The sequence below is a fragment of the Pontibacter aydingkolensis genome, from assembly GCF_019443125.1.
Classification (GTDB): domain Bacteria; phylum Bacteroidota; class Bacteroidia; order Cytophagales; family Hymenobacteraceae; genus Pontibacter; species Pontibacter aydingkolensis.
The window spans coordinates 70,762-93,538 of sequence record NZ_JAHYXK010000008.1 but is presented as its reverse complement, the minus strand read 5'-3'; the positions used below and the strand labels follow the sequence as shown (position 1 = coordinate 93,538).

Here is a 22,777-nt window from a genome sequence, read left to right as displayed (position 1 = left end):
AACTAAATTGCAAGTTTTATTTCGGAAACTCTACTATGGCTAACCTTAAGAAAATGGATTATTCAGTTCTTAAAGAAAGCCCCAAAGAGCTTAAGTTTATTAAATTAATCTCTCCTTTTAACTGGCTTAAGGGTTCAGTACCTTTAACTTTTAAACCATATAAGAATTATTTAATTACAGGAGAGCCTTATTGTTTGTCTACTTGGGCTATACTTCTTATTAATAGAATGATAGGTAAAAAGACTTATTTATGGTCTCATGGCTGGTATGGTAATGAAGGAAAAATTAAAGCTGGCATAAAAAAAGTATTTTTTTGTTTATCTCATAAGGTCTTTTTATATGGCCATTATGCGGAATCTCTTATGAGAAATGAAGGAATTGATGCCAAAAAGCTATCTGTAGTTTATAACTCTCTTCATTATTCAAAACAAAAAAGTCTCAGAGAAAACTTATCTTATTCAGACATTTATCAAAAGCATTTTAATAATAGTAAACAAACAATCATTTATATAGGTAGAGTTGAAGGTAGAAAAAGACTGGATATAGTTATACAGGCTTTGCATCTGGCTAAGACAACTAATCAAGTACTTTTTAATTTCTGTATTGTTGGTGATGGTAGCGACATAATTTACTTAAAACAGCTAGTGAAAGATTTGAATTTAAATGCTGAAGTGTGGTTTTATGGAGCCTGTTATGAAGAAGAAAAAATTGCAGAACTTATATTTAATGCTGCACTCTGTGTATCACCTGGGGAAATAGGCCTTGCTGCAATACATGCTTTAAGCTTTGGAACACCAGTAATAACTCATAAGGATTTTACTAATCAGGGGCCGGAATTTGAAGCAATACAGGAAGGTATAACAGGGAGTTATTTTGAAAAGGGTAATATTGATAGCCTTTTAGAAACACTTAGTGAGTGGTTACGAAAGCATCCTGTAAAAACTAATGATATAGCTCTTAATTGTTTTAAAATAATCGACGAGAAGTATAATCCTGAAATTCAAGTTAAAATTTTAAAAGATACCATTGAAAGTTCTTCAAATTAATACAACTGTTAATACAGGTAGCACTGGTAAAATTGCAGAGGAAGTTGGTAAATTACTTTTAATAGATGGGGATGAGAGTATAGTAGCTTTTGGTAGAGAAGGTAATTCAAGTGAATCTGAAAAAATAGCTATTGGAACGAAAATAGACTTTTATACACATATTCTTAAGACTCGATTATTTGATAGGCATGGGTTTGGTTCATATCAGGCTACAAACAAGCTGATTTCTTCAATAGAAAAATTAAACCCTGATATGATTCACTTGCATAACATACATGGGTACTACCTTAATATTGAAATATTATTTTCCTTTTTAAAGAAGTTTAATAAACCAATAGTTTGGACATTACATGATTGTTGGGCATTTACTGGACATTGTGCTCATTTTGAAGATATTGGTTGTGTAAAGTGGAAAACTCACTGTAACAATTGTCCAAAGGTGAAAAGATATCCGAGTAGTTGGTTTATTGATAATTCATTCAGCAATTTCTCTGATAAACGTAGATTGTTTACCTCTTCAAATATCCATATAGTTGTACCTTCGAGATGGTTAAGTAACTTAGTTTCTGAATCTTTTTTAGGGTTATTTCCTACTACTGTTATTTATAATGGTGTAGATACTACTATATTCAACCCTTTATCAGATGCAGAAGATACATTTCGTGGCTACGTTAGAGGTAGAAAAGTTATTTTAGGAGTTTCAAACGTCTGGCAAAAGAGCAAAGGTATTGATGACTTCATTTCTTTAAGTAAAATTATATCAAAAGACTATGTCATTGTTTTAATAGGCATGTCTCCAGAGCAAAAGGGTAATTTACCTGAAAATATTGTTGGTATAAGTAGAACTGAATCTCCTATGCAGTTGGCTAAGTGGTATACAAAGGCAACTGCTTTTCTAAATCCAACCTGGTCAGATAACTTTCCAACTACAAATATTGAGGCTTTATCTTGTGGAACACCTGTTGTCACTTATAATACAGGTGGCAGCCCGGAAGCAATAGACCATAAAACAGGTTTTGTAGTTGAAAGAGGAGATGTAGAAGGTATGTGGTTAGCCATTCAGCAAATCGAAAAAAAAGGACGAGACTTCTATATGGATATTTGTAGAAAGAGGGCATTAAAATATTTTAATAAAGAAGACCGGTATCAGGAGTATATTAACTTATACCAAAGTTTACTAAAGGAGTACAGGGGTGAGTAAGAATATAGTATTTATAAACCAGGCGACGGGCTACCTTACAATTGACATTATCAATGAGTTTACAAGGTCCGAGGAGTTTGAGAAGGTAGCTTTAATAGCCGGGAGTATCAGGGTTCAGAATAAGGAGTTAGATAAAGAAGTAAGCTGGACTAAAATTATTACTTATAACAGAAGTGCACTTTGGAAAAAAGGGCTGTCCTGGATGTTAGGAACAATACAAATCTGGTATTTGCTCCTGACAAGGTATAGGAATTATGAAGTCTTTTACTTTTCGATTCCTCCTACTGCCTACCTGTTGTCCTACTTCTTTAAACAGCGTTTTTCTATATTAGTATATGATATATATCCTGATGCCTTAAAAACTTATGGTATTTCTGAGAGTAATATGTTATACCACTTGTGGGTAAACTGGAATAAGCGGATATTACCCAAAGCCTATAAGGTATTTACTTTAAGTGAAGGAATGGCCGACTTGCTTTCTAACTATTTGAGCAGAAATACAATTAAAGTAATTCCAAACTGGTCTGATGTTACCTTATTTACTCCAATACCCAAAGATCAAAATCCTTTCATAAGAGATCACGGGTTAGAAGGTAAATTTTTGGTCCAGTACTCCGGTAACATTGGTTATACACATAATGTAGAAGTATTGGTAGAGTTAGCCAAAGAATTAAAAAGCCATAATGATATCATTTTTCAAATAATAGGAAGAGGGGAAAGAACAGCCGCTATAAAAGAACTGGTTGAGGAATACCAGTTAAACAATGTTAGGTTACTGCCTTTTCAGGCAGATGATATTTTACCTTATTCTTTGGCTGCAGCAGATCTGGCTGTTATTACGTTGAATGATGAAACTGCCTTGGTGAGTGTGCCAAGTAAAACTTATAATTTACTGGCAGTCGGAGCCCCCTTATTATGTATCTCTTCTGCTAATTCGGAGTTAAACCGCCTTGTCAAAATATATCAGAATGGTTCTTCCTTTGAGAGTAGTAGTATTAAGGAAATGGCAGATTTTGTATTAGAATTAATGTTAAACTCAAATACTCTTAATCATTATAAAATAAATTCAAGAAAGGCATCAGAAAATTTTACAAGTAAAAACGCAAAGGTTTACTTAGATACTTATGTATATAACCTGGTTTAAGAGAATCATTGATATTGCGATATCAGTTCTGGTAATTAGTTTTTTAATGCCGGTATTTGTTGTATTGATCATATTATTATGGTTTAATAATAATGGTAAACCATTCTTTTTTCAGCAGCGACCTGGTAAAGGAGAAAGAGAATTCTTTATCATCAAGTTTAAAACTATGACAGATGAAAAGGATGCGAAGGGGAGCCTATTGCCAGACAATCAAAGAATAACAGCCATTGGCAAGTTTGTAAGAAAAACATCTTTGGATGAGCTGCCTCAGCTAATTAATGTTCTAAAAGGAGACATGAGCTTAGTTGGTCCACGTCCATTACTATATAAATACATACCTCTTTATACTGTTGAGCAACGGCGCAGGCATGAGGTAAAACCTGGGATAACAGGATGGGCACAGGTAAACGGCAGAAATAGTATCAGCTGGACTAAGAAATTTGATTACGATATAGAGTATGTCAATAATGTCTCATTTAAGTTAGATGCTAAAATATTGTGGCTGACTTTCCAGAAGGTTTTGAAGCGGGAGGGAATAAATCAGAGTGCAGAGAGGCCGATGCAACCATTTAACGGTAATAATTAATGTATCATAAGCGAGTACTATATTTAGGTTATTACCTAAAAGAGCTTGATTGGGTAAAGCTTAGAAATTTCCTTAACTATGTTTCTGTTAATGAAAAGAAAAGCAAACTTCAACTTGTTAGTGATATGTTTACTTCTAGCTTGAAGTATAACATTTCCTTGCTGGAGTATTTTCAATTTCGCTTCTATAAGCTTAATAAAGTAGAAAGAGAGGAATACGCTGGTACGGGGTTCATGTATGAATATCACTTACGTATGAACCCTAAAACTTCTCGAAATGTGCTGGAGGACAAGCGACAGTTCCTGAACCATTACGGGGAATTTGTTAGACATAGATTTGCATCACTTCAGGACTTGGAAAAAGATCCGGAGTTAGCTACTTTATTACTTTCTAATGCATCTGGAAAGGTTGTATTGAAGAGTTCATCCGGACAATGTGGCAATGGGATAGAGATTAGAGACAGTAAAGACTTTACTATTGAAACTTTAATAAGCAGGCTTAAAAGTACAGAGAATGATTTAGTAGAAGAGTTTGTCCTTCAGCATACCTCTCTAGATAAACTGTCACCTTCTGGCTTGAATACTATTCGTATTTTCACACAACTTACAAGTGATAATAAGGTGGAGATACTTGGATCAAGGCTTCGTATTACGGTAAACTCTTCAGTTGATAATTTGGCAGCTGGGAATATTGCTGCTCCGATTAATGTAGAATCTGGCCAAATAGATGGGCCAGCTGTATATAGCGACATTACAAAAAGGGAAGAAGCTGTTCACCCAATTACTAATGTAAAGATAGTTGGATTTCAAATTCCTTTTTGGTCTGAAACGATAAGGATGGTTGAGCAAGCGGCCCTTAAAAATGTAGGCAACAGATCTATAGGTTGGGATGTTGCTATTACAAATTCTGGCCCCGAATTGATTGAAGGGAATCATAACTGGTGTAAATTATTATGGCAGTTACCGGTTAAAAAGGGTTTAAAAAAAGAACTATTAAAGTATATATGAAGTCACCATTACTCATAATAGGTGCAGGAAATGTTGGTGGATTTTTAGCCTATAATATTGAAGAGTTTGAAACAGATTTTGAAGTTCTAGGCTTCTTGGATGACAATCCAAATAAAATAGGTGAGGTATTATATGGGCATAAAGTGCTAGGACCTGTTGCGGATATTAGGAACTATGAAAATAAAGGGATAGCTGTTGCTATTGGCATTGCAAATCCAAAAATCAAAAAGAACATAGCTGGTTCGCTATTAGCTTCTAGCTTTACATTTCCATCGTTTATTTCAAAACACGCCTGGCTTTCAAAACATGTAACAGTAGGGAGAGGTGTTATACTTTACCCAGGAGTGTCGATAAACTATGAAACGCTGCTAGGTGATTTTGTAATAATGAATATGAATTGCGCTATTGGGCACAACTGTTCTATTGCTGATTATTCTACATTAGCACCTGGGGTAAATTTAGCTGGTTTTACTTTTATTGAGGAGTCTGTAGATATAGGTATAGGGGTTTCTACGCGTCAGAATGTAAGAATAGGAAATAACTCCAAAGTTGGTGGTCAGACTATGATCATACATAATGTACAGCCTAATTCAGTGGTTGTTGGAGTACCAGGCAAGCCTATTAACAATTAGTCGTTATCGTTATTTAACTTTATCATTTTCTTTGCAGATGAAAAAAATAGCCGTATTTGGAGCCGGAGGATTTGGCAAAGAAGTAATGATGCTTATAGAGCAGATTAATGCGACTAATCAAACGTGGCACATACTTGGTTTCTATGATGATGGAATCAAAAAAGGAACTGTAATAAATCAGTATGAAGTCTTAGGTGGCGTAAATGACTTAAATGCGATAACCGAGGAAGTCTCTGTTGTAATTGCTATAGGTGATTCTGGAATTAGGGCAAATGTAAAATCTCAGTTGAATAGTAGCTTTATTAACTTTCCTATACTTATTCATCCAAATGTTCTGATTGGTAACTATGTGACTATAGGAGAAGGTACGATCATTACTGCTAACAATATTCTTACGATTAATATAAATGTAGGTAAATTTGTGATCCTAAATCTTGCCTGTACTGTTGGGCACGATGCTGTTCTAGAGGACTTTACTTCTTTTATGCCCTCTGTAAATATTTCGGGTGGCGTTATAGTTAGAGAAGGGGTATATGTAGGGACAGGTGCTCAGATATTAAATCATTTAGAAATAGGAGCTCATACTAAGATAGGGGCTGGCGCTGTAGTAAAAGAATCATTACCAGCAAATTGTACGGCTGTTGGAGTGCCAGCAATTACAGTAAGATACCACGATAATAAAAACTAATGAACAATAAAATATGGCTCTCTTCCCCGCACATGGGAGGTACGGAAGAGAAGTACGTTAAAGAAGCTTTTGATACCAACTGGATTGCGCCACTTGGCCCGAATGTAGATGGTTTCGAGAAGGACCTGGAAAACTATTTAGGTAATGATGTGCATGCAGCGGCACTAAGCTCTGGTACAGCTGCCTTGCATCTAGCCCTGATCATACTTGGTGTAAAGGCCTGCGATGAAGTGATTTGCCAGTCCATGACTTTCTCGGCTTCTGCTAACCCAATTGCCTACCAGGGAGCCACGCCTGTTTTTGTAGATAGCGAAGAACGCACCTGGAACATGTCGCCGGAATACCTTGAGATAGCTATACAAGATAGAATCAGCAAAGGCAAAAAGCCGAAGGCCATTATTATAGTACACCTGTATGGCATGCCAGCCGAGATGGACCGTATCATGGCAATTGCCGATAGGTATGAGATTCCGGTTGTAGAGGACGCTGCGGAGGCATTGGGCTCGAGCTATAAAGGCCGGAAACTGGGTACATTTGGTGCCATGAGCATACTTTCATTCAACGGTAATAAGATCATCACTACCTCTGGTGGTGGAGCGCTGGTTTCTACAAATGAAGAGTGGATAAAAAAAGCCCGTTTCCTAGCTACACAGGCAAGAGACAATGCACCGCACTACCAGCACTCGCACATTGGCTATAACTACCGAATGAGTAATATTTGTGCCGGTATTGGTCGTGGGCAGATGGAGGTGTTGCAGGAAAGAGTAGATGCACGCAGAGAGAACTATACTTTCTATAAAAATGAACTGGATACCAATTTGTTTAAGTTTGCGGATGAGCCGAACCCAGACTACTACTCAAATAGATGGCTGACTACTGTACTGGTAGAAGACGCTGAAGGAACTGTAGACCGTGAAGTGATTCGACTGGCCCTTGAGAAGGATAACATCGAAACCAGACCGCTTTGGAAACCTATGCACCTCCAGCCAGTTTTTGCCGATGCACCTTTTTACGGAGACGGTACCAGCGAGAAGCTGTTCCAAAATGGCCTCTGCCTTCCTTCAGGCTCTAACCTTACCTCAGAAGATAAAGAGAGAGTTATCAATATGATCAATAACGTTTGTACAACCCACTCTGTCTAATAGAAAGGCCCCGGACTAAAGAAATCGATCTTAAAATTCCGGGGCTTTTTCCTTTCATTTCTATTCTTCCCCTTAATCCACTTTTCCCCTTATGAAATTTTTCTGTTATCAAAGAAGGTTTATAGATTTCTTGTTTTATTTTGTCTATTCAATATTGAAATAGTTATAATGTATTTTATTTTTTTTGTAAATCTCATCAGGATTAAACAGCACAATTTTGCTAAGTAAACATCGTTAAACCTCTATATGTTAAACTCAAGTTCATGTAAAGGTTAAGTTAAGTTTTTGTTATGCTACGAAGTGGTTTGCGCTCAGTTAGTTATGTAATTACCTGTTGAGACTACTATTGATATGCAAAAATATTACTTTACCAATATAGTACTTGTTGTAACAAAGAAAATGCTTTTTGTGGACATAATTACTTTTACTAATATCAAAACTGTGCAATTTTATTTATAATTTTATGCGAGCGTATGGCTTGATGAAGTATAAAATCAAAGCGTACAGTTTTCAACCTGATATGAAAATATTCTTACTTAATAAATCATTACCTAAGAGCCTTGTTTTACTTGCAGACCAAGTAATTACTACCTGGGCTTTTATCTTTACCTACTTTATTATTGCCCACTTCGAGTTTCCTCAAATGCTGAGAGGGCACTTCTTTATACATGTAGGCATTTACGCTATTATCAGTCTGAGTACTTTTTATGCCATGCGTATTCACACGGGACTTATCCGGTATTCGAGCACGCAGGATGTGATAAGGATCTTCTCCGGTGTATTTGCTACAAGTATACTATATGCCAGTGTTGCATACTTCCTGCTAAATCCGGTTTATCGCATTAACTCGGTAAATGTATATGTGGTATTGCTGATAAACTTCTTTATCTCGTCGTCTATACTTGTGTTATTGAGGATAGGTGCTAAAAACCTGTTTCACTACATCAAAAGAAACACTACAGATAAAAAAGAGCGGGTGTTGATCTATGGTGCCAACGGTTACTCTATACTTGTGAAGCATGCCTTGGAAACCAGCGGCATGGGCAAGTATGTAATAGCTGGCTTTGTGGAAGAAAATCCTAGCAAAGTAGATAAAGACATTCAGCAGAAACGAGTTTACCATATCAATGAGATTGAGAAAGTAACGCAGCGCTGCAAAGTAGATAAGCTGGTTGTGATGAGTGAAGACCTCAGGTCAGAAGCGAAAAAGCAGACAATTGAGCGTTGCGTAGAACTAGGTATTAAGGTATTGACTGTTCCTCCAGCCGATCAGTGGATGTCGGGCCAATTAAAGGCAAACCAGATTCAGGACCTTAAGATTGAGGACCTGTTACAAAGACCTCCTATCGTAATCGAGAACGACCGTATTTCTGCTGACGTTAGCGGAAAAAGGGTGCTGATAACAGGGGCTGCAGGTTCTATCGGTTCCGAGATTGTGCGCCAGGTACTGGCTTATAATCCGGCATCGGTTATTATTTTTGACCAGGCAGAGTCACCTTTGCACGAGTTGCAGCTGGAAGTAGAAGAGCAGTTCCCTGATGCGAATATCATTGTTAGCATTGGTAACATACAAAACTTTAACAGGATGTACATGCTCTTTAAAGAGACCACACCTAATATTGTATACCATGCTGCTGCCTACAAGCATGTGCCCATGATGGAGAACAATCCATCGGAAGCCATACTTACCAATGTACTGGGCACTAAGAACCTGGCAGACCTTTCGATGACTTTTGATGTAGAGAAGTTTGTGATGATCTCTACAGATAAGGCTGTGAACCCTACCAATATTATGGGGGCTTCAAAGCGCATTGCTGAGATCTATATACAGTCGTTAAACAACGTTGGCTTAGAAAAGCTGCAGCGAATCTCAGCAGGCGGGCAACGTTTGCCGCAGACGAAATTCATCACTACCCGATTCGGAAATGTGCTTGGCTCCAATGGTTCTGTTATTCCAAGGTTCAGGGCTCAGATTGAAAGGGGAGTGCCGATCACGGTTACACACCCGGACATTACCCGCTACTTTATGACAATACCGGAGGCGGTGCAACTGGTACTGGAGGCAGGCACGATGGGTAATGGCGGTGAGATCTTTATCTTTGATATGGGTGAGCCGGTTAAGATCGTGGACCTGGCTAAAAAGATGATCAAACTTGCTGGCTTAACGCTGGGAGTAGATATTGATATTGTTTTCACAGGCCTCAGACCAGGTGAGAAGCTTTACGAAGAGTTGCTGAACGAGGAAGAGACAACTATCCCAACGCATCACAAAAAGATCAAAATCTCAAAAGTAAGAAAGTATAGCTACAACCAGGTAGTGCAGGACATTAACGAACTGATCGGTATGAACAAGAACAGCGATGATTACCATGCCGTTAAAAAAATGAAAGACATCGTGCCTGAGTTCCTGAGCAAGAACTCAAAGTATGAAGAGATAGACGAAATGAAGCGTAGCGCTTAACACGCGCATTTTATAAGCTAAAAGCCCCTGCAACTTATACTTGCAGGGGCTTTTGTTTTTGATGCATAAACAGAGTGTGTTTTTGTAGGGGCAGGTCGCGACCTGTCCGCGAGACAGGCTTGGCTATGTAATAAGATTGTTAGAACAGAAAAGGCATCTATAAAGGCAATCCTGTCAATCCTTAAATCCCAGTAATCTTAGTTCTGACAAATAACTCGTGCACGATTCGGGCAGGTCGCGACCTGTCCCTACGAAACCTGTACAAGCTATAATTTACAACGCTGGCAATACCTTACCTCTTACCTCACCGAAGCCAATGCGGATGCCGTTTCGTTCGCTGTGGCCGCGCATGATTACCTCATCAAAGTCATTGATGAATTTACGTTCGGTGCCATCTGATAATTGAATAGGATTGGTGCCACGCCAGGTTAACTCCAGCATCGATCCATAAGAATCTTTTTCAGCGCCGCTGATAGTGCCGGAAGCATACATGTCGCCGACCTGCAGGTTACAGCCGTTGCTGCTCTGGTGCGCCAGTTGCTGGTTCATGTTCCAGTACATGTATTTATAGTTAGAACGGCAGATGCTGTTTTCTTCTCCGTCTTCCGGCTTTATGAGCACCTCCAGGTTAATGTCGTAGTTATGGTTGCCATGAAACTCCAGGTAAGGAAGCGGTTTTGGGTCCTGTACAGGGCCTTTCACTTTAAATGGCTCCAGCGCATCCAGGGTAACAACCCACGGCGAAATAGAAGAGCCAAAGCTTTTAGCCAGGAACGGGCCTAAAGGCACATATTCCCAGGTTTGTATGTCGCGCGCAGACCAGTCGTTGAAGAGCACCAGGCCAAAAATGTAATCGTTGGCTTCGTCGGGGGTTATACTTTGGCCAAGCTTGGTTTCTTTACCTGTGATAAAAGCTACTTCCAACTCAAAGTCCAGCAGGCGGCTTGGGCCAAATGTAGGGGCATCAGCGTCTGGCGCTTTGGTCTGACCGTTAGGACGGTGTACAGGTGTGCCCGAAACTACAATAGACGAGGCACGGCCATGGTAGCCGATCGGGATGTGTTTCCAGTTAGGGAGCAGCGCATTTTTAGGGTCGCGGAACATTGTGCCAACGTTAGTCGCGTGCTCTATGCTGCTGTAAAAATCGGTATAGTTCGGTACTTTTACAGGCATCAGCATTTGAGCTTCATCCTGGCGTACGAGGCACTCCCTTATCATATTGCTGTTACCGCTTATCTCTTCGTTGTCGTTTCGTAGCAAAGCAGACACACGATTTCTTACGGCACGCCAGGTAGGTTTACCCAATGCGATAAAATCATTTAGGTAGGGCCTGTGAAAAATAGTAGGATCAATGTCTATCAGCTCAAAGAGATTGTGCTGTGCCACAACACACAAATCCAGTATATACTCGCCAATTGCCACTCCAACCCGCGGGTCTCTGTCAGGTGTTTGGAAAATACCGAAGGGCAGGTTCTGTATCGGGAAGTCGCTATCAGGCGCTATTTCTATCCAGGAGTGCAGGGATGGATCGTTCGCTTTGATCATAGTATGAGGTTTATTAATGCAGACAAATATAGTTTTTTTTGAGCGGAAGGTAAAGCTTGAAGCCGAAGCTCACTTGTGCTAACGAAAGCTGGAGCGTCGCTGTTTTTGCGGAAAGGAAATAAAAAGCGGAAGCCTCTGCTGATGCAAAGGCTTCCGCGCTAATAAGTTAAAGTATAAGTACTGTTAAAGCGTAGGAGTTACATTTACCGCTTCAACAGATTTAATTTCAGGGACAGCTTTTAGGACAGACTGCTCCACGCCAGCCTTAAGGGTCATGGTGGACATAGGACATGTACCGCAGGCGCCTAAAAGCTCCAGTTTCAGAACCATTTCATCTGTTACTTCCAGCACTTTTACATTGCCTCCGTCAGCCTCCAGGTATGGCCTGATCTGGTCGAGGGCACTCTCTATGCGGAGCATGAAATCTTGATCTATGTTTACAGCTGCCATGTATAATTAGCTTTTAATTTCTACGGGTTTAGTTTTACCAAGCGTGGCATTACGAACAGATACCTGCTGTGCTACAGCCTGGGCTAACTCTTTGAAAACACCTGAAGCCGGAGAATCGTTCTGTAAAACCACGGGAGTTCCGGCATCACCGCTCTCGCGTATACTTTGTACAATCGGAACCTGACCTAAAAGTGGTACATCATACTTCGCTGCCAGGTCTTTACCTCCGCCTTCGCCAAAAATGTAATATTTGTTATCCGGAAGCTCGGCAGGTGTAAAGTACGCCATATTTTCTACCACGCCCAAAACCGGTACATTGATCTGTGGCTGGCGGAACATCTGGAGACCTCTAACGGCATCGGCCAAAGCTACTTTCTGAGGAGTAGTTACAATAACAGCACCCGTTACCGGCAGTGCCTGTACCATGGTCAGATGAATATCCGACGTGCCCGGAGGTAAGTCGAGTAGCAGATAATCCAGTTCACCCCACTCCACATCTGAGATAAACTGGCGCAGCGCAGAGCTGGCCATCGGCCCACGCCATACTACAGCTCCGTCAGCCGGGGTAAGAAAACCAATCGACATCATTTTAACGCCATGATGCTCTACTGGCATAATATAGTTTTTGCCGTGATCGCCCTGCACCATGTGCGGACGTTCCTGCTCTACACCAAACATAGTCGGGATAGAAGGGCCTGAGATATCAGCATCGATTAAGCCTACTTTTGCGCCAGACTGAGCAAGAGCAATAGCCAAGTTACTCGTAACCGTAGACTTACCCACACCGCCTTTACCGGATGCAATAGCAATAATATTTTTAACACCACGTAATACCTCAGAAGTATCGCCGCGACCGGAGGTAACACGCGAGGTCATGTTTACTGTTACTTCTGCTTCTTTATCTACCATCATATGGATGGCATTAACACAGGCGTTGCGGATAAGGTCTTTAAGCGGGCAGGCAGGTGTGGTAAGTATAACTGTAAAGCTTACGTCCTTGCCATTTACTTCTACATCCTCAATCATATTGAGCGTAACCAGGTCCTTGCCAAGGTCCGGCTCCTCTACATAGCTCAGGGCTTTTAATATATCTTCTTTTGTGATCGCCATAATAAAATGAGCTGCTTTTGCAGTTCGCCTGCAAAGATACGAACAAAATTTGCCAATCGCATAGGAAAGGCTCCCAGTCTTAAACAGATGTGAATAAGATCAGTTTTTGAGATTACCGCGTATCTTTAATCAGAGTATGAATAAGTATAAAGTATGGAGCAAGTAAAGCTAAACGTAATAAAAGGGGACATAACAAAACAAGAGGTTGATGCCATTGTAAATGCTGCTAACAATAGCTTACTGGGCGGCGGCGGCGTAGATGGGGCAATTCATCGTGCAGGCGGACCAGCCATACTTGAAGAATGCAAACAGATAAGCGCCAATCAGGGAGGTTGCCCTACCGGAGAAGCTGTGATAACAACAGCTGGTAACTTACCCGCAAAGTATGTGATTCATACAGTTGGCCCTGTGTGGCATGGCGGCAACCAGCACGAGCCCGAACTATTGGCCAACTGCTACCGCAACAGCCTGCACCTGGCCACTGAAAAGCAGCTGAAAAGTATAGCTTTCCCCAATATTAGCACCGGGGTGTATGGTTACCCAAAGTATAAAGCCGCTGAGATTGCGGTAGGCGCAACCAAGGAGTTTCTGCAGCAGCATGACACCAGCCTGCAAAGTATAACTTTCGTTTGTTTTGATGACGAGAACTATGAGCTTTATAGTAGAATTCTGGATGAGTGAATGGCAGATTCCTGTCATCTCGAACGCAGTGAGAGATCTATCCGGAATTATGAAAAGATCTCTCCTATCATGGAGATGACAAAATGTGACTCCTGTTCATTCAAAATTTATTCACTCATTCACTCATCCGCTCATTCAAAATTGAGCATAACTCTTATCTTTGCTATCCGCTTATACTTTTATGCATGTCCCTGATCCCGAAAGAAACCGTTGACCAGATTTTAGCCCAGGCCGATATAACAGAGGTTGTAGGAGATTTTGTGTCTTTGAAGAAAAAGGGGCAAAACATGTGGGCCTGTTGTCCTTTCCACCACGAAAAGTCTCCGTCTTTTTCGGTTTCGCCGGCGAAGGGTATTTACAAGTGTTTTGGCTGTGGCAAGGCGGGCAACTCGGTGCAATTTATTATGGATGTGGAAGGCACCAGCTTCCCGGAGGCACTGAAATACCTGGCTAAAAAGTATGGGATTGAAGTACCCGAGGATAACCCAACGCCGGAGTATGCCAAAGAGCAGAGTGAACGCGACAGTCTTTTTATCGTTTCAGATTTTGCAAACAAGCATTTTCAGGAAAGGCTGCACAAGCACGACCACGGAAGTATAGGCCAATCGTACTTAAAACAGCGCGGGCTCAGCGGTAACACCATCCGTAAGTTTGAGCTGGGTTATAGTTTAGATGAGTGGACCGACCTGACTGATACTGCTTTAAAAGCAGGTTATCAGCAGAAATATCTTGAAGCTACAGGACTAACTATTGTAAAGGAAGAAGGTAAAAAATTTGACAGGTTCCGTGGACGTGTCATGTTTCCTATCCACAACGTGTCGGGCAGGGTGATAGGCTTTGGTGCCCGTACGCTAAAATCAAACGATAAGAAAAGTCCGAAATACCTTAACTCCCCCGAGTCTGACATCTACCACAAGAGCAATGTGCTGTATGGTTTGTACCAGGCAAAGCAGGCGCTGCGCATGCAGGATATGTGCTACATGGTGGAGGGTTACCTGGATGTGCTCTCTTTGCACCAGGGTGGCATTGAGAATGTGGTGGCTTCGTCGGGTACGTCGCTTACCGAAGGGCAGATAAAGCTGATTGCGCGTTACACCCAGAACATTACGGTACTCTACGATGGTGATGCGGCAGGTATAAAAGCCTCATTGCGCGGTATCGACCTGATACTGGAGAATGGCCTGAACGTAGATGTGGTTACTTTCCCGGAGGGTGAGGACCCAGACTCATACATACAGAAGGTTGGGGATACAGCTTTTAAGACTTATCTGAAAGAGCATGCCCAGGACTTTATCTCTTTTAAAACCAGCCTATACGCCGCTGAAGCAAAGGGCAACCCAGTAAGGAAAGCTGAGGCTATTCGTGAGGTCGTTACCTCTATTGCCAAGATTCCGGACTCTATTAAGCGCACCGTTTTCTTCCGTAGCTGCAGCCTCATTTTTGATATTGATGAGCAGGTACTGATTTCGGAGTACAACAAAATGCAGCTCCAGGAGAGGCAGCAGCCAAAAACAGGCAGCCCAGAGCTTGACCAGATGCACTTCCCTGAGGAGGTTGAGCCGGAGAAGCCTGCATCGGATACTGATGTGCTGGTAAGGTATGAACGCGAGATTGTGCGGATGCTACTAAATTACCCGGACCGGATGCTGGAAGAAGGGATGACCACCTGCCAGTATATGCTGGAGCAACTGGAAGATGTGGAGTTCCGAACGCCACTGTACAGCCGGTTTATGGAGCTGATCAAAGAAAAACTATGTGATAGTGTAGTGCCAACTGCAGAAGACTTTATCAATTACCCGGACCAGGAGATCAGGACAGAAGCTACCAACCTGCTTTCTGATCCGCATGAGCTTAGTCATAACTGGGAAACCCACTCTATTTTTGTACCTACGGAGTTGGATTTGCTACCTTACGGTGCAGAGCGTGCTGTGCTGCGTTTAAAATGGCGTAACGTTGAACTGCTCATGAAAACCGAGATGGAGAAGCTACGCCTCGTTACCGACCCACAGGAGCAGGACCGCCAGTTAAATACTATCCTGATGCTGAAAACGCTGCACAGCCAGTTGGGGGATATGCTTGGGATTGTTGTGAATAGGTAGTATCCGGCATTTATATTTAACCCTTGATGTTGAAGGGCTACAAGTGTCTAGTCATGTTTGTTTCATTATTTCTCTCTTACTTTCTTTCTTTCTCTGTTATCCTGTAAGATCTTGGTAGCAGGGAGTTTCAGCAAATGCCATGAAAAGGCAACGTCTCTTTCAAGAAACTTACCTGCTCTTATCCAGCTTTTCGCCTCGCCGGCTGGGCCCTACTTTTTGTCCCCGAATCAAGTTCGGGATATTCTACTTGACACAAAAAGTAGGCAAAAAAGTCAAGTGGCACATCCCGAACTTGATTCGGGGACGCTCCCAACTCGCTGAACGCTCGAACAGTGGACCGTCGTTTGGTGCACCTGGCCAAAGCCGTGGTATCATAGCAAGGGTATTAAACCCTATTCCTCTCTTGTTGTCATCCTGTTAAGGATCTTGGTGGAAGGGAGGTTAAGCGGTGGCTGTCATGGAACCCACCGCTGACCCCTCCGAGGAGGGGAATTGCTGCTACTACTTTAGGGGGGACTTAAGTTTCATTGCTGGTGCCATTCCTCGGACAGGTCGCGACCTGTCCCTACAAATCCTGATTTATACTTGATTGCATATCGCAGATGGCGCTAACTAAGAAGTGTCCATCTCAGTCTTTGTGTTGAGCGCCTTCTAGGTTTCCGGTGACGAGCGCAAGCGAGGCAGCCCGAGGCACGAGGGCAGGAAAGATAGACAGCGCGATGCGCAAAGACGAGGCCTTCCGGCCATGAGGGCACCAAAGCCAGATATGAAACTATAGGTACATAAGACTGAGGACGAACATCTATTAGATAAAAAGGCAGAATTAAGTATAAGTATAAGCTGGTAATGCCAATTTCAACACCACATCAACTAAATCCTCTTCAAAAGTGTTACCCAAATAAAAAGGGATTGCGGTATAAACTTTATACTTTTGTATCGCTTTACAAATAATAAACAGTCCCTCTTAAAAGTATACTTTAGGGAGACATAAAATAAATAGTATGGAAACCAATACAACTGGTGATATCAGACCATTGGATACAATAGAAGCTGCTATTGAAGACATAAAACAAGGCAAAGTAGTGATCGTAGTAGACGATGACGATCGTGAGAACGAAGGCGACTTTGTTTGTGCAGCCGAAATGGTTACGCCAGAGATCGTGAATTTTATGGCAACGCATGGCCGCGGACTTATCTGCGCCCCTTTAACCGAAGAGCGTTGCGATGAACTTGGACTTGAATTGATGGTGGGCCGAAACACTGCGCTGCACGCCACCCCATTTACCGTATCCGTAGACCTTATTGGGCATGGGTGCACTACCGGTATATCAGCATCAGACAGGGCTAAAACCCTGCAGGCGCTGGTAGACCCGAATATAGATCCGCATTCGCTTGGTAAGCCAGGTCATATCTTCCCGCTTAAGGCTAAAAAAGAAGGCGTGTTGCGCCGTGCAGGCCACACCGAGGCATCTGTAGACCTGGCGCGTTTAGCCGGACTTGCACCTGCCGGTGTGCTGGTTGAGATCATGAACGAGGATGGCACGATGGCACGCCTACCTGACTTATTTAAAGTAGCAGATCGTTTCGATCTTAAGCTTATCTCTATAAAAGACCTGATCGAGTATCGCCTGAAGAAGGAAAGCCTGATTGAACGTGAAATTGCCGTGCAGCTGCCTACCGATTTCGGTGTATTTGACCTGTATGCTTTTACTCAGCGCAGCAACGAGGCAAAACACCTGGCGCTTGTAAAAGGTACCTGGGAAGAGGACGAGCCGGTACTGGTACGTGTGCATTCGTCATGCGTAACCGGTGATATTTTTGGCTCATGCCGCTGCGATTGCGGACCTCAGCTACACGAAGCCATGCGCATGATCGAGAAGGAGGGCAAAGGCGTAATAGTATATATGAACCAGGAAGGCCGTGGCATTGGCCTTGTTAATAAGTTGAAGGCATATAAACTGCAGGAGCAGGGCCTTGATACTGTAGAGGCTAACCTGGAGCTGGGCTTTGGAATGGATGAGCGTGATTATGGCGTAGGAGCACAAATTCTGCGCGATCTTGGTGTTACTAAAATGAGGCTGATATCAAACAACCCGAAAAAACGCTCTGGCCTTATGGGCTATGGCCTGGAAGTGGTAGAACGCGTTCCCATCGAAATAGTACCCAACGAATATAACCAAAAGTACCTGACAACAAAGCGCGATAAACTAGGGCATGATATTTTGAAGAGTGCCACACTGGATAAATAGTATAATTGCATACTAAATAAAGCACATAATCGTTTGTGCAATTTTTAACCCGTCTGCAGGGCCATAATTAGGCTCTCAGGCGGGTTTTTTACTTAAAAGAAGTTTAAGACACTAAAATCCTGAAACCTTTTGTTTTTAAAACAATACAAAAGTATATATGGTTGATTACTAAGAAGCTAAGGTATGTGGTGCGAGGTGATGTGATTTCCAAAATTTAACTGTTTTAACTATGAAAAAGAATTTAACCCGTCTTGCTGTAGTATGTTTATCAATTTTGTGTGGAGTGGTTTGGGGAGGTGTGGCCCAGGCGCAGCAACGCACGGCATTAGATGTACAGGAATGGGCAGAGGGCAAAGTTGTGCTGGTAACTGGCGATACTTTATACGGTGCCTTAACCTATTATCGTACTCCAGACATCGTAAATGTACACCATGCAGATGGCTCCATGTCTTCTGTGTCGCCTGTTAATGTAGAGTACTTTATCGCTCAGGAAATGCCAAGCGGAAGATCCTATACTTTCAGAACACTAAACTGGGATCTGGACAAACCTTACTCCAACTTTAAAAAACCGACTTTTTTTGAGGAACTGAATCGGGGTGCGCTTACGCTTGTCGTGCGCGAATCATACGTCCAAAGAGACGGAAACGGACAAGCAGCCAGTAGCTTTTATAGCGATAATGCGCTTAGCAATAATGAAATCAGGTTTTCGGGCCAAATAAAAGAGCAGTACTACGTTTTGCTTCCGAATAATGAGTTGATACGCTTACGCAACCTGCGCAAAGACCTGCACACGCTGTTTGGAGATAAATCCAAAGACGTTAAATCTTATATTAAGCTGAATAAGCTGGAGTATGAAAAGCCACATGAGCTGATTGCCATTATCAACTACTTTAACGTGATCACAAACGCTACAGGTCACGTATTTTAAGTATAGCATAAGAAAATAGAAGCAGCAGGGCAATGTAGCCGATAGCTAGTGTAGCTGCATATGGTTGCGTTAACAGTTCTGTGGGAGTTGTTAGCTGATCTAAAAGGTTTTGGCCAGGCATAGGTGTCAGGCTTTTAAACACTTTAACCGGCATAAATTTATCGGCTGAGTCGGGCAGGCGCAGATGAACTAGTGGCTCTATAACCTGAGCATAAGCAATAAAGGCAATAATGGATAAGCCGCTTTTTTTGATGAGTATCCCAAAGAACAAGGCAAGTGCCATATAGCCTGTTGCCTGTACAAAATAGTAAGCCAACGCATCTATCTTTCCGAAAGCAGCTGCCGGAGTAAGGTCAGAAGTGTAAAGCAGGCCAAAGTATAAACCCAGTATAAGTAAAAAGATCGTACTTAAACTACCTAGCCCAAGTATAACGTAAAACTTTGCCAGTACCAGTTCTGCTTTAGATAAACCATCTATCACCTGTTGCCTGAAGGTTCTGAAAGTATATTCATCTGTTGCCAGCACGATAACGAGAATGCCGAAAAGCAAGTTGAAAAAGCTGGCTGTGTACGTAAGTGTTTGCCAGAACCCAGGCAACTTGTACATGTCGTAGCCCAGTTCGCGGCCATTGATGGTTACCTGGCTGCTGGAGTAAAGTACAAGCAGCATTAATACGGCATAAATAGCCAGTATAACCCATACGGTGCGGTAAGGTAATATTTTGTGGAGTTCTATCCGGAGCAGGTTCATCTGTTCTCGCTTTTAATAATTTCCAGGAACTGGGCCTCCAGCGATTTGCGGTGCAGCGTTAACCGCGACAGAGTGACACCTGCTTCAAACATCGCTTTGTTTAGCTCTTTGCTGCCAAAGCCTTCGTGCAAAGTTACATGCACGGTATCGCGCTCCGGTTGAAAAGCCTCTACAAATGGCAGCTTCCGAAGCACCTCTACTACTTCCGGAATGCTGTCTGCCCCTATAATAAGCTGGTCTTTAGCTGACAGTATCGTATCTACGCGGCCTTCGGCCCTGAGCTGTCCATGCTGCAGTACAGCTACGTGCGTGCATACTTTTTCTACTTCATCGAGCAGGTGGCTGGCAAGTATAATGGTTTTGCCCTCAGCTGCAATTTTAAGTATAAGTTCACGTACTTCGGCAATGCCTTCAGGGTCAAGTCCGTTGGTGGGCTCGTCGAGCACTAGTACCTCGGGGTTGTTAAGCAGCGCGGCAGCAATAGCCAGCCTTTGTTTCATGCCCAGCGAAAAGCCCTTAAAGGTAGTGTGTTTGCGTTGCTCCAGCCCCACCAGGTTCAGCACCTGTAAAATGCTTTTATAGTTTGAGCCTTTTACATCGGCCACAATCTGCAGGTTTTTACGGGCCGTTAAGTATGGATAAAAATTGGGCGTTTCGAGTAGAGCACCAACGCGATGTTTGGTTTCTTTGCTAATGGGTTGCCCAAACCAGGTGTAAGTGCCTGAGCCAGGTCGCACTACATCCAGCACCATGCCAAGGGTAGTGGTTTTGCCACTGCCGTTCGGGCCTAGTATACCATAAATGCTCCCTTGGGCTACTTTTAAAGAAAGCCTGTCTACCGCCTGTATAGAACCGTAGCGCTTAGAGAGATTATCAATATCGAGTACATCTACCACAGGTGCATGCTTATACTTTGCTCTGCCATTATCGGCCTTAACAAATATAGCATTTCCTGATTGCTTTGCAATAGGATGCAAGAGGTACTGTAATTTAACTTACTGCTTCCTGAAATCGATGTTGTAGGTTAAGCCAACCTGCAGTGTATGGTTGTGCTCGAAGACAATACCGTTTGCTTTTTGCACTATGTGGTTCAGGTAACCCACCTCAACAGCGGCGGCATCGCTTAGTTTATATCCAAGCGCCAGGTAGGCCCTGTTTTGGTCGAAGATGTTGCGTTGGATGTTATTGCCAAAGCCCACAAATATTTCGTCGTAGGCAGCCAGGTAAGGCTCTTTAGCCTCGATAGTAGTACCCACAAGTGGCAGAGTAGCACGCAGCATGTAACGGGCACGGTTAAGGTAAGTATACTCTGATGTAACCGGCGACTGTACCCAGCGCTGCTCCAGGCGGTAACGGTGAGTAAGGCCAACCCGGGCCAGGTTTCCCTTTAACTGCAATTGCTCATAAATTCGGTGCTCAATAAAATCATCGGCAGCCGGAAACTCGCCATAAGGGTAGGTCTCTATAAAACCATAGCCCAGCGTGAACATGGCATTGTTGGTAAGGTTGTAGTTTACTCCTGTCCTGATCAGGAGTTGCTGCGGATCTTTCAGGTAATTGTAGCGTCGTACCTGCAACTCCGTATGCACCCCCCATTTGTCTGAGAATTGGTGATCGCCAAAGTACATGTACCAGCCATTCTGATTAAAGTCTTTTATGCGCTCGCTTTGCGCTTTAGCAGTATGTGGTAACAGGGAGCTTATACTTAGTAGTACCCCTAAAAGTATATAACTTAACGTAAAGAATCTCATGCCTTAAAGTTCGGGTGCACAACTTTAAAGTGCAAGTTTAAAGTTGCAAAACCTGCTTAAAAATAGTCTTATGGTATCTACTTATAAAATAGTGTAATATTTTAGATAGCTTGTAAAATAATTCTTGTTGTCTGTATTGTGAGTTTAAATAAAGTTGTAGCTTTAGGTTAGAGCGAATTAATATAAAGCCTAATCTCCTACGGGTTCTATGGTTGAGATCGAAAAAGATTATTTACGGGGGTGGGTTGACAGAAGTATAATGTTGATGTACTCGGAGTGGCTCAGGCCGGTTAACAGCATAGAATACCGTGAGGGAAGCCAGCAGTTGCTGTACCTACTGCAGCAATACGAAGTACTAAACTGGATATCTGATTCTGAGAAGCTGGGTGACATTACTGTAGTAGATGAGCAGTGGACGCTCATGCATATAGTTCCAGCCATGACGCAAACAACTTTACTTAAAGTTGCCCGAGTAAGCGGAGAGGATAAGTCCAGTTACTCCAAATTTGAAAACTTCGTTATACGTGCCGAAGAGATACACATTGGGAATATAATGGTTCGGCAGTTTGTAACCTATAAAGAAGCCGCTGACTGGATAGGAGAGATACCTGTTTAGTTTAATTGATTAGCATTTTTTTATAGTGCCAGTTAAATTAAACAAACTTTTTTGCTACGCGGGATTACACTTATTTTGCCGGAAGCATGGATGAAAAAGCTACACAGGGCGGTGGTTACAGTAAAGTAGAACTGACAATGAGTGCAGGCAAAGCCAATTTGTATGCACTCTTCTTTATACTTCCGATACTTTTACTTTACATACCAGCTTACATACTTGCCTGGCCCGAGCAGTTCAGCTTTTCGAATTTAACCAGTTTAGTCGCGGCCTATAAAGCCTGGCTGTTGATCTCTCCAGTTATCATGATGGCGGTATTTATTTTAGGTGCCGTGGTGCACGAAATGCTGCATGGCTTTACCTGGGCAGTATTTTGCAAGCGCGGTTTAAAGTCTATCAAGTATGGCGTGTATTGGGCTATGCTAACGCCTTATTGCCATTGCCAGGAAGTTTTACCGTTGCGTGCTTATATTTTGGGTGGAATAATGCCCGGACTGGTAATGGGCCTGCTGCCTGCTATAGCCGGATTGCTCTTAGGTAATTTCCTGGTATTCCTGTTTGGCCTCTTCTTTTCTATGGCCGCCGGCGGTGATCTGCTGGTGCTCTGGATGCTGCGCCATCAAAAGAAAAAAGACCTGGTGCAGGACCATCCCGATAAAATTGGCTGCTTCGTGCTGGAGAAAATATAAAAAA

At 42.4% G+C, this 22,777-nt stretch carries 21 protein-coding genes; 15 read left to right on the top strand and 6 right to left on the bottom strand.

Features of this window, described 5'->3' with window-relative positions:
• Positions 1 to 35 precede the first annotated feature (35 nt).
• From K0O23_RS11360 to K0O23_RS11320, 9 genes are all read left to right on the top strand, one after another.
• Positions 36 to 1,046 (top strand): glycosyltransferase, encoded by a 1,011-nt coding sequence (locus K0O23_RS11360; protein WP_219877544.1) that lies wholly within the window; start codon positions 36 to 38, stop codon positions 1,044 to 1,046.
• On the top strand, positions 1,027 to 2,247 hold the full coding sequence (locus K0O23_RS11355; protein WP_219877543.1) for a glycosyltransferase: 1,221 nt from the start codon (positions 1,027 to 1,029) through the stop codon (positions 2,245 to 2,247). The genes K0O23_RS11360 and K0O23_RS11355 overlap by 20 nt, the downstream gene beginning before the upstream one ends.
• Positions 2,240 to 3,391: a glycosyltransferase family 4 protein gene (locus tag K0O23_RS20385; protein WP_219877542.1), complete on the top strand. Its 1,152-nt coding sequence runs from the start codon at positions 2,240 to 2,242 to the stop codon at positions 3,389 to 3,391. The genes K0O23_RS11355 and K0O23_RS20385 overlap by 8 nt, the downstream gene beginning before the upstream one ends.
• Positions 3,372 to 3,977, top strand: coding sequence for a sugar transferase (locus K0O23_RS11345; RefSeq protein WP_219877541.1), 606 nt, complete (start codon positions 3,372 to 3,374; stop codon positions 3,975 to 3,977). The genes K0O23_RS20385 and K0O23_RS11345 overlap by 20 nt, the downstream gene beginning before the upstream one ends.
• Entirely contained in the window at positions 3,977 to 4,984 is a 1,008-nt protein-coding gene (locus K0O23_RS11340) for a sugar-transfer associated ATP-grasp domain-containing protein (protein WP_219877540.1), read from the top strand. Before K0O23_RS11345 ends, K0O23_RS11340 begins: the two co-directional genes overlap by 1 nt.
• Positions 4,981 to 5,616: a NeuD/PglB/VioB family sugar acetyltransferase gene (locus K0O23_RS11335; protein ID WP_219877539.1), complete on the top strand. Its 636-nt coding sequence runs from the start codon at positions 4,981 to 4,983 to the stop codon at positions 5,614 to 5,616. The genes K0O23_RS11340 and K0O23_RS11335 overlap by 4 nt, the downstream gene beginning before the upstream one ends.
• A gap of 37 nt (positions 5,617 to 5,653) precedes the next feature.
• Positions 5,654 to 6,304, top strand: a complete 651-nt coding sequence (locus K0O23_RS11330) for an acetyltransferase (RefSeq protein ID WP_219877538.1) — start codon at positions 5,654 to 5,656, stop codon at positions 6,302 to 6,304.
• The gene (locus tag K0O23_RS11325) at positions 6,304 to 7,446 is read left to right on the top strand and encodes a DegT/DnrJ/EryC1/StrS family aminotransferase (RefSeq protein WP_219877537.1); all 1,143 of its coding nucleotides are present in this window, start codon (positions 6,304 to 6,306) and stop codon (positions 7,444 to 7,446) included. The genes K0O23_RS11330 and K0O23_RS11325 overlap by 1 nt, the downstream gene beginning before the upstream one ends.
• 520 nt (positions 7,447 to 7,966) lie before the next feature.
• Positions 7,967 to 9,907, top strand: a complete 1,941-nt coding sequence (locus tag K0O23_RS11320) for a polysaccharide biosynthesis protein (RefSeq protein WP_219877536.1) — start codon at positions 7,967 to 7,969, stop codon at positions 9,905 to 9,907.
• A 273-nt stretch (positions 9,908 to 10,180) separates the two neighbouring features.
• On the opposite strand, the gene fahA is transcribed toward K0O23_RS11320, so the two are convergent.
• The 3 genes from fahA to K0O23_RS11305 form a co-directional block, all read right to left on the bottom strand.
• Positions 10,181 to 11,452, bottom strand: coding sequence for a fumarylacetoacetase (fahA, locus tag K0O23_RS11315; RefSeq protein ID WP_219877535.1), 1,272 nt, complete (start codon positions 11,450 to 11,452; stop codon positions 10,181 to 10,183).
• 183 nt (positions 11,453 to 11,635) lie between these two features.
• A complete protein-coding gene (locus K0O23_RS11310; protein ID WP_219877534.1) occupies positions 11,636 to 11,902 on the bottom strand; it encodes a NifU family protein in 267 nt (88 codons plus the stop codon).
• A 6-nt stretch (positions 11,903 to 11,908) separates the two neighbouring features.
• Positions 11,909 to 13,012, bottom strand: coding sequence for an Mrp/NBP35 family ATP-binding protein (locus K0O23_RS11305; RefSeq protein WP_219877533.1), 1,104 nt, complete (start codon positions 13,010 to 13,012; stop codon positions 11,909 to 11,911).
• A 153-nt stretch (positions 13,013 to 13,165) separates the two neighbouring features.
• Here K0O23_RS11305 and K0O23_RS11300 point away from each other — a divergent pair, with 153 nt between their 5' ends.
• The 4 genes from K0O23_RS11300 to K0O23_RS11285 all read left to right on the top strand — a co-directional run bounded on the left by K0O23_RS11300 (position 13,166) and on the right by K0O23_RS11285 (position 18,969).
• Positions 13,166 to 13,693: an O-acetyl-ADP-ribose deacetylase gene (locus K0O23_RS11300; protein ID WP_219877532.1), complete on the top strand. Its 528-nt coding sequence runs from the start codon at positions 13,166 to 13,168 to the stop codon at positions 13,691 to 13,693.
• Between the two features lie 185 nt (positions 13,694 to 13,878).
• Positions 13,879 to 15,792, top strand: a complete 1,914-nt coding sequence (gene dnaG / locus K0O23_RS11295; RefSeq protein WP_219877531.1) for a DNA primase — start codon at positions 13,879 to 13,881, stop codon at positions 15,790 to 15,792.
• A gap of 1,001 nt (positions 15,793 to 16,793) precedes the next feature.
• Positions 16,794 to 18,041 (top strand): bifunctional 3,4-dihydroxy-2-butanone-4-phosphate synthase/GTP cyclohydrolase II, encoded by a 1,248-nt coding sequence (locus K0O23_RS11290; protein WP_219877530.1) that lies wholly within the window; start codon positions 16,794 to 16,796, stop codon positions 18,039 to 18,041.
• A gap of 229 nt (positions 18,042 to 18,270) precedes the next feature.
• Complete coding sequence (locus K0O23_RS11285) at positions 18,271 to 18,969, top strand: hypothetical protein (RefSeq protein ID WP_219877529.1); 699 nt, start codon at positions 18,271 to 18,273, stop codon at positions 18,967 to 18,969.
• On the opposite strand, the gene K0O23_RS11280 is transcribed toward K0O23_RS11285, so the two are convergent.
• Genes K0O23_RS11280 through K0O23_RS11270 form a run of 3 tightly spaced genes read right to left on the bottom strand, consistent with a single transcriptional unit; the run spans position 18,950 to position 21,471 of the window.
• Entirely contained in the window at positions 18,950 to 19,720 is a 771-nt protein-coding gene (locus tag K0O23_RS11280) for an ABC transporter permease (RefSeq protein ID WP_219877528.1), read from the bottom strand. The two genes, K0O23_RS11285 and K0O23_RS11280, sit on opposite strands and share 20 nt — an antisense overlap.
• Positions 19,717 to 20,697, bottom strand: a complete 981-nt coding sequence (locus K0O23_RS11275) for an ABC transporter ATP-binding protein (RefSeq protein WP_246597054.1) — start codon at positions 20,695 to 20,697, stop codon at positions 19,717 to 19,719. Before K0O23_RS11275 ends, K0O23_RS11280 begins: the two co-directional genes overlap by 4 nt.
• Positions 20,698 to 20,715: 18 nt before the next feature.
• Positions 20,716 to 21,471 carry a DUF2490 domain-containing protein gene (locus K0O23_RS11270; RefSeq protein WP_219877527.1) on the bottom strand — a complete coding sequence of 252 codons (756 nt, stop codon included), beginning with the start codon at positions 21,469 to 21,471 and terminating at the stop codon, positions 20,716 to 20,718.
• A gap of 208 nt (positions 21,472 to 21,679) precedes the next feature.
• Here K0O23_RS11270 and K0O23_RS11265 point away from each other — a divergent pair, with 208 nt between their 5' ends.
• Together K0O23_RS11265 and K0O23_RS11260 are read left to right on the top strand one after the other, a co-directional pair.
• Positions 21,680 to 22,087, top strand: coding sequence for a hypothetical protein (locus K0O23_RS11265; protein WP_219877526.1), 408 nt, complete (start codon positions 21,680 to 21,682; stop codon positions 22,085 to 22,087).
• Positions 22,088 to 22,173: 86 nt separating this feature from the next.
• Positions 22,174 to 22,773 (top strand): DUF3267 domain-containing protein, encoded by a 600-nt coding sequence (locus K0O23_RS11260; RefSeq protein ID WP_219877525.1) that lies wholly within the window; start codon positions 22,174 to 22,176, stop codon positions 22,771 to 22,773.
• The last annotated feature ends 4 nt before the right edge of the window (positions 22,774 to 22,777 follow it).

Bases quoted from the DNA above. Each gene is read 5' to 3' on its own strand.
- K0O23_RS11360 (WP_219877544.1), top strand. From the start codon at position 36: ATGGCTAACCTTAAGAAAATGGATTATTCAGTTCTTAAAGAAAGCCCC.
- K0O23_RS11345 (WP_219877541.1), top strand. From the start codon at position 3,372: ATGTATATAACCTGGTTTAAGAGAATCATTGATATTGCGATATCAGTT.
- K0O23_RS11340 (WP_219877540.1), top strand. From the start codon at position 3,977: ATGTATCATAAGCGAGTACTATATTTAGGTTATTACCTAAAAGAGCTT.
- K0O23_RS11335 (WP_219877539.1), top strand. From the start codon at position 4,981: ATGAAGTCACCATTACTCATAATAGGTGCAGGAAATGTTGGTGGATTT.
- K0O23_RS11330 (WP_219877538.1), top strand. From the start codon at position 5,654: ATGAAAAAAATAGCCGTATTTGGAGCCGGAGGATTTGGCAAAGAAGTA.
- K0O23_RS11325 (WP_219877537.1), top strand. From the start codon at position 6,304: ATGAACAATAAAATATGGCTCTCTTCCCCGCACATGGGAGGTACGGAA.
- K0O23_RS11320 (WP_219877536.1), top strand. From the start codon at position 7,967: ATGAAAATATTCTTACTTAATAAATCATTACCTAAGAGCCTTGTTTTA.
- fahA (WP_219877535.1), bottom strand. From the start codon at position 11,452: ATGATCAAAGCGAACGATCCATCCCTGCACTCCTGGATAGAAATAGCG.
- K0O23_RS11310 (WP_219877534.1), bottom strand. From the start codon at position 11,902: ATGGCAGCTGTAAACATAGATCAAGATTTCATGCTCCGCATAGAGAGT.
- K0O23_RS11305 (WP_219877533.1), bottom strand. From the start codon at position 13,012: ATGGCGATCACAAAAGAAGATATATTAAAAGCCCTGAGCTATGTAGAG.
- K0O23_RS11300 (WP_219877532.1), top strand. From the start codon at position 13,166: ATGGAGCAAGTAAAGCTAAACGTAATAAAAGGGGACATAACAAAACAA.
- dnaG (WP_219877531.1), top strand. From the start codon at position 13,879: ATGTCCCTGATCCCGAAAGAAACCGTTGACCAGATTTTAGCCCAGGCC.
- K0O23_RS11290 (WP_219877530.1), top strand. From the start codon at position 16,794: ATGGAAACCAATACAACTGGTGATATCAGACCATTGGATACAATAGAA.
- K0O23_RS11285 (WP_219877529.1), top strand. From the start codon at position 18,271: ATGAAAAAGAATTTAACCCGTCTTGCTGTAGTATGTTTATCAATTTTG.
- K0O23_RS11280 (WP_219877528.1), bottom strand. From the start codon at position 19,720: ATGAACCTGCTCCGGATAGAACTCCACAAAATATTACCTTACCGCACC.
- K0O23_RS11270 (WP_219877527.1), bottom strand. From the start codon at position 21,471: ATGAGATTCTTTACGTTAAGTTATATACTTTTAGGGGTACTACTAAGT.
- K0O23_RS11265 (WP_219877526.1), top strand. From the start codon at position 21,680: ATGGTTGAGATCGAAAAAGATTATTTACGGGGGTGGGTTGACAGAAGT.
- K0O23_RS11260 (WP_219877525.1), top strand. From the start codon at position 22,174: ATGGATGAAAAAGCTACACAGGGCGGTGGTTACAGTAAAGTAGAACTG.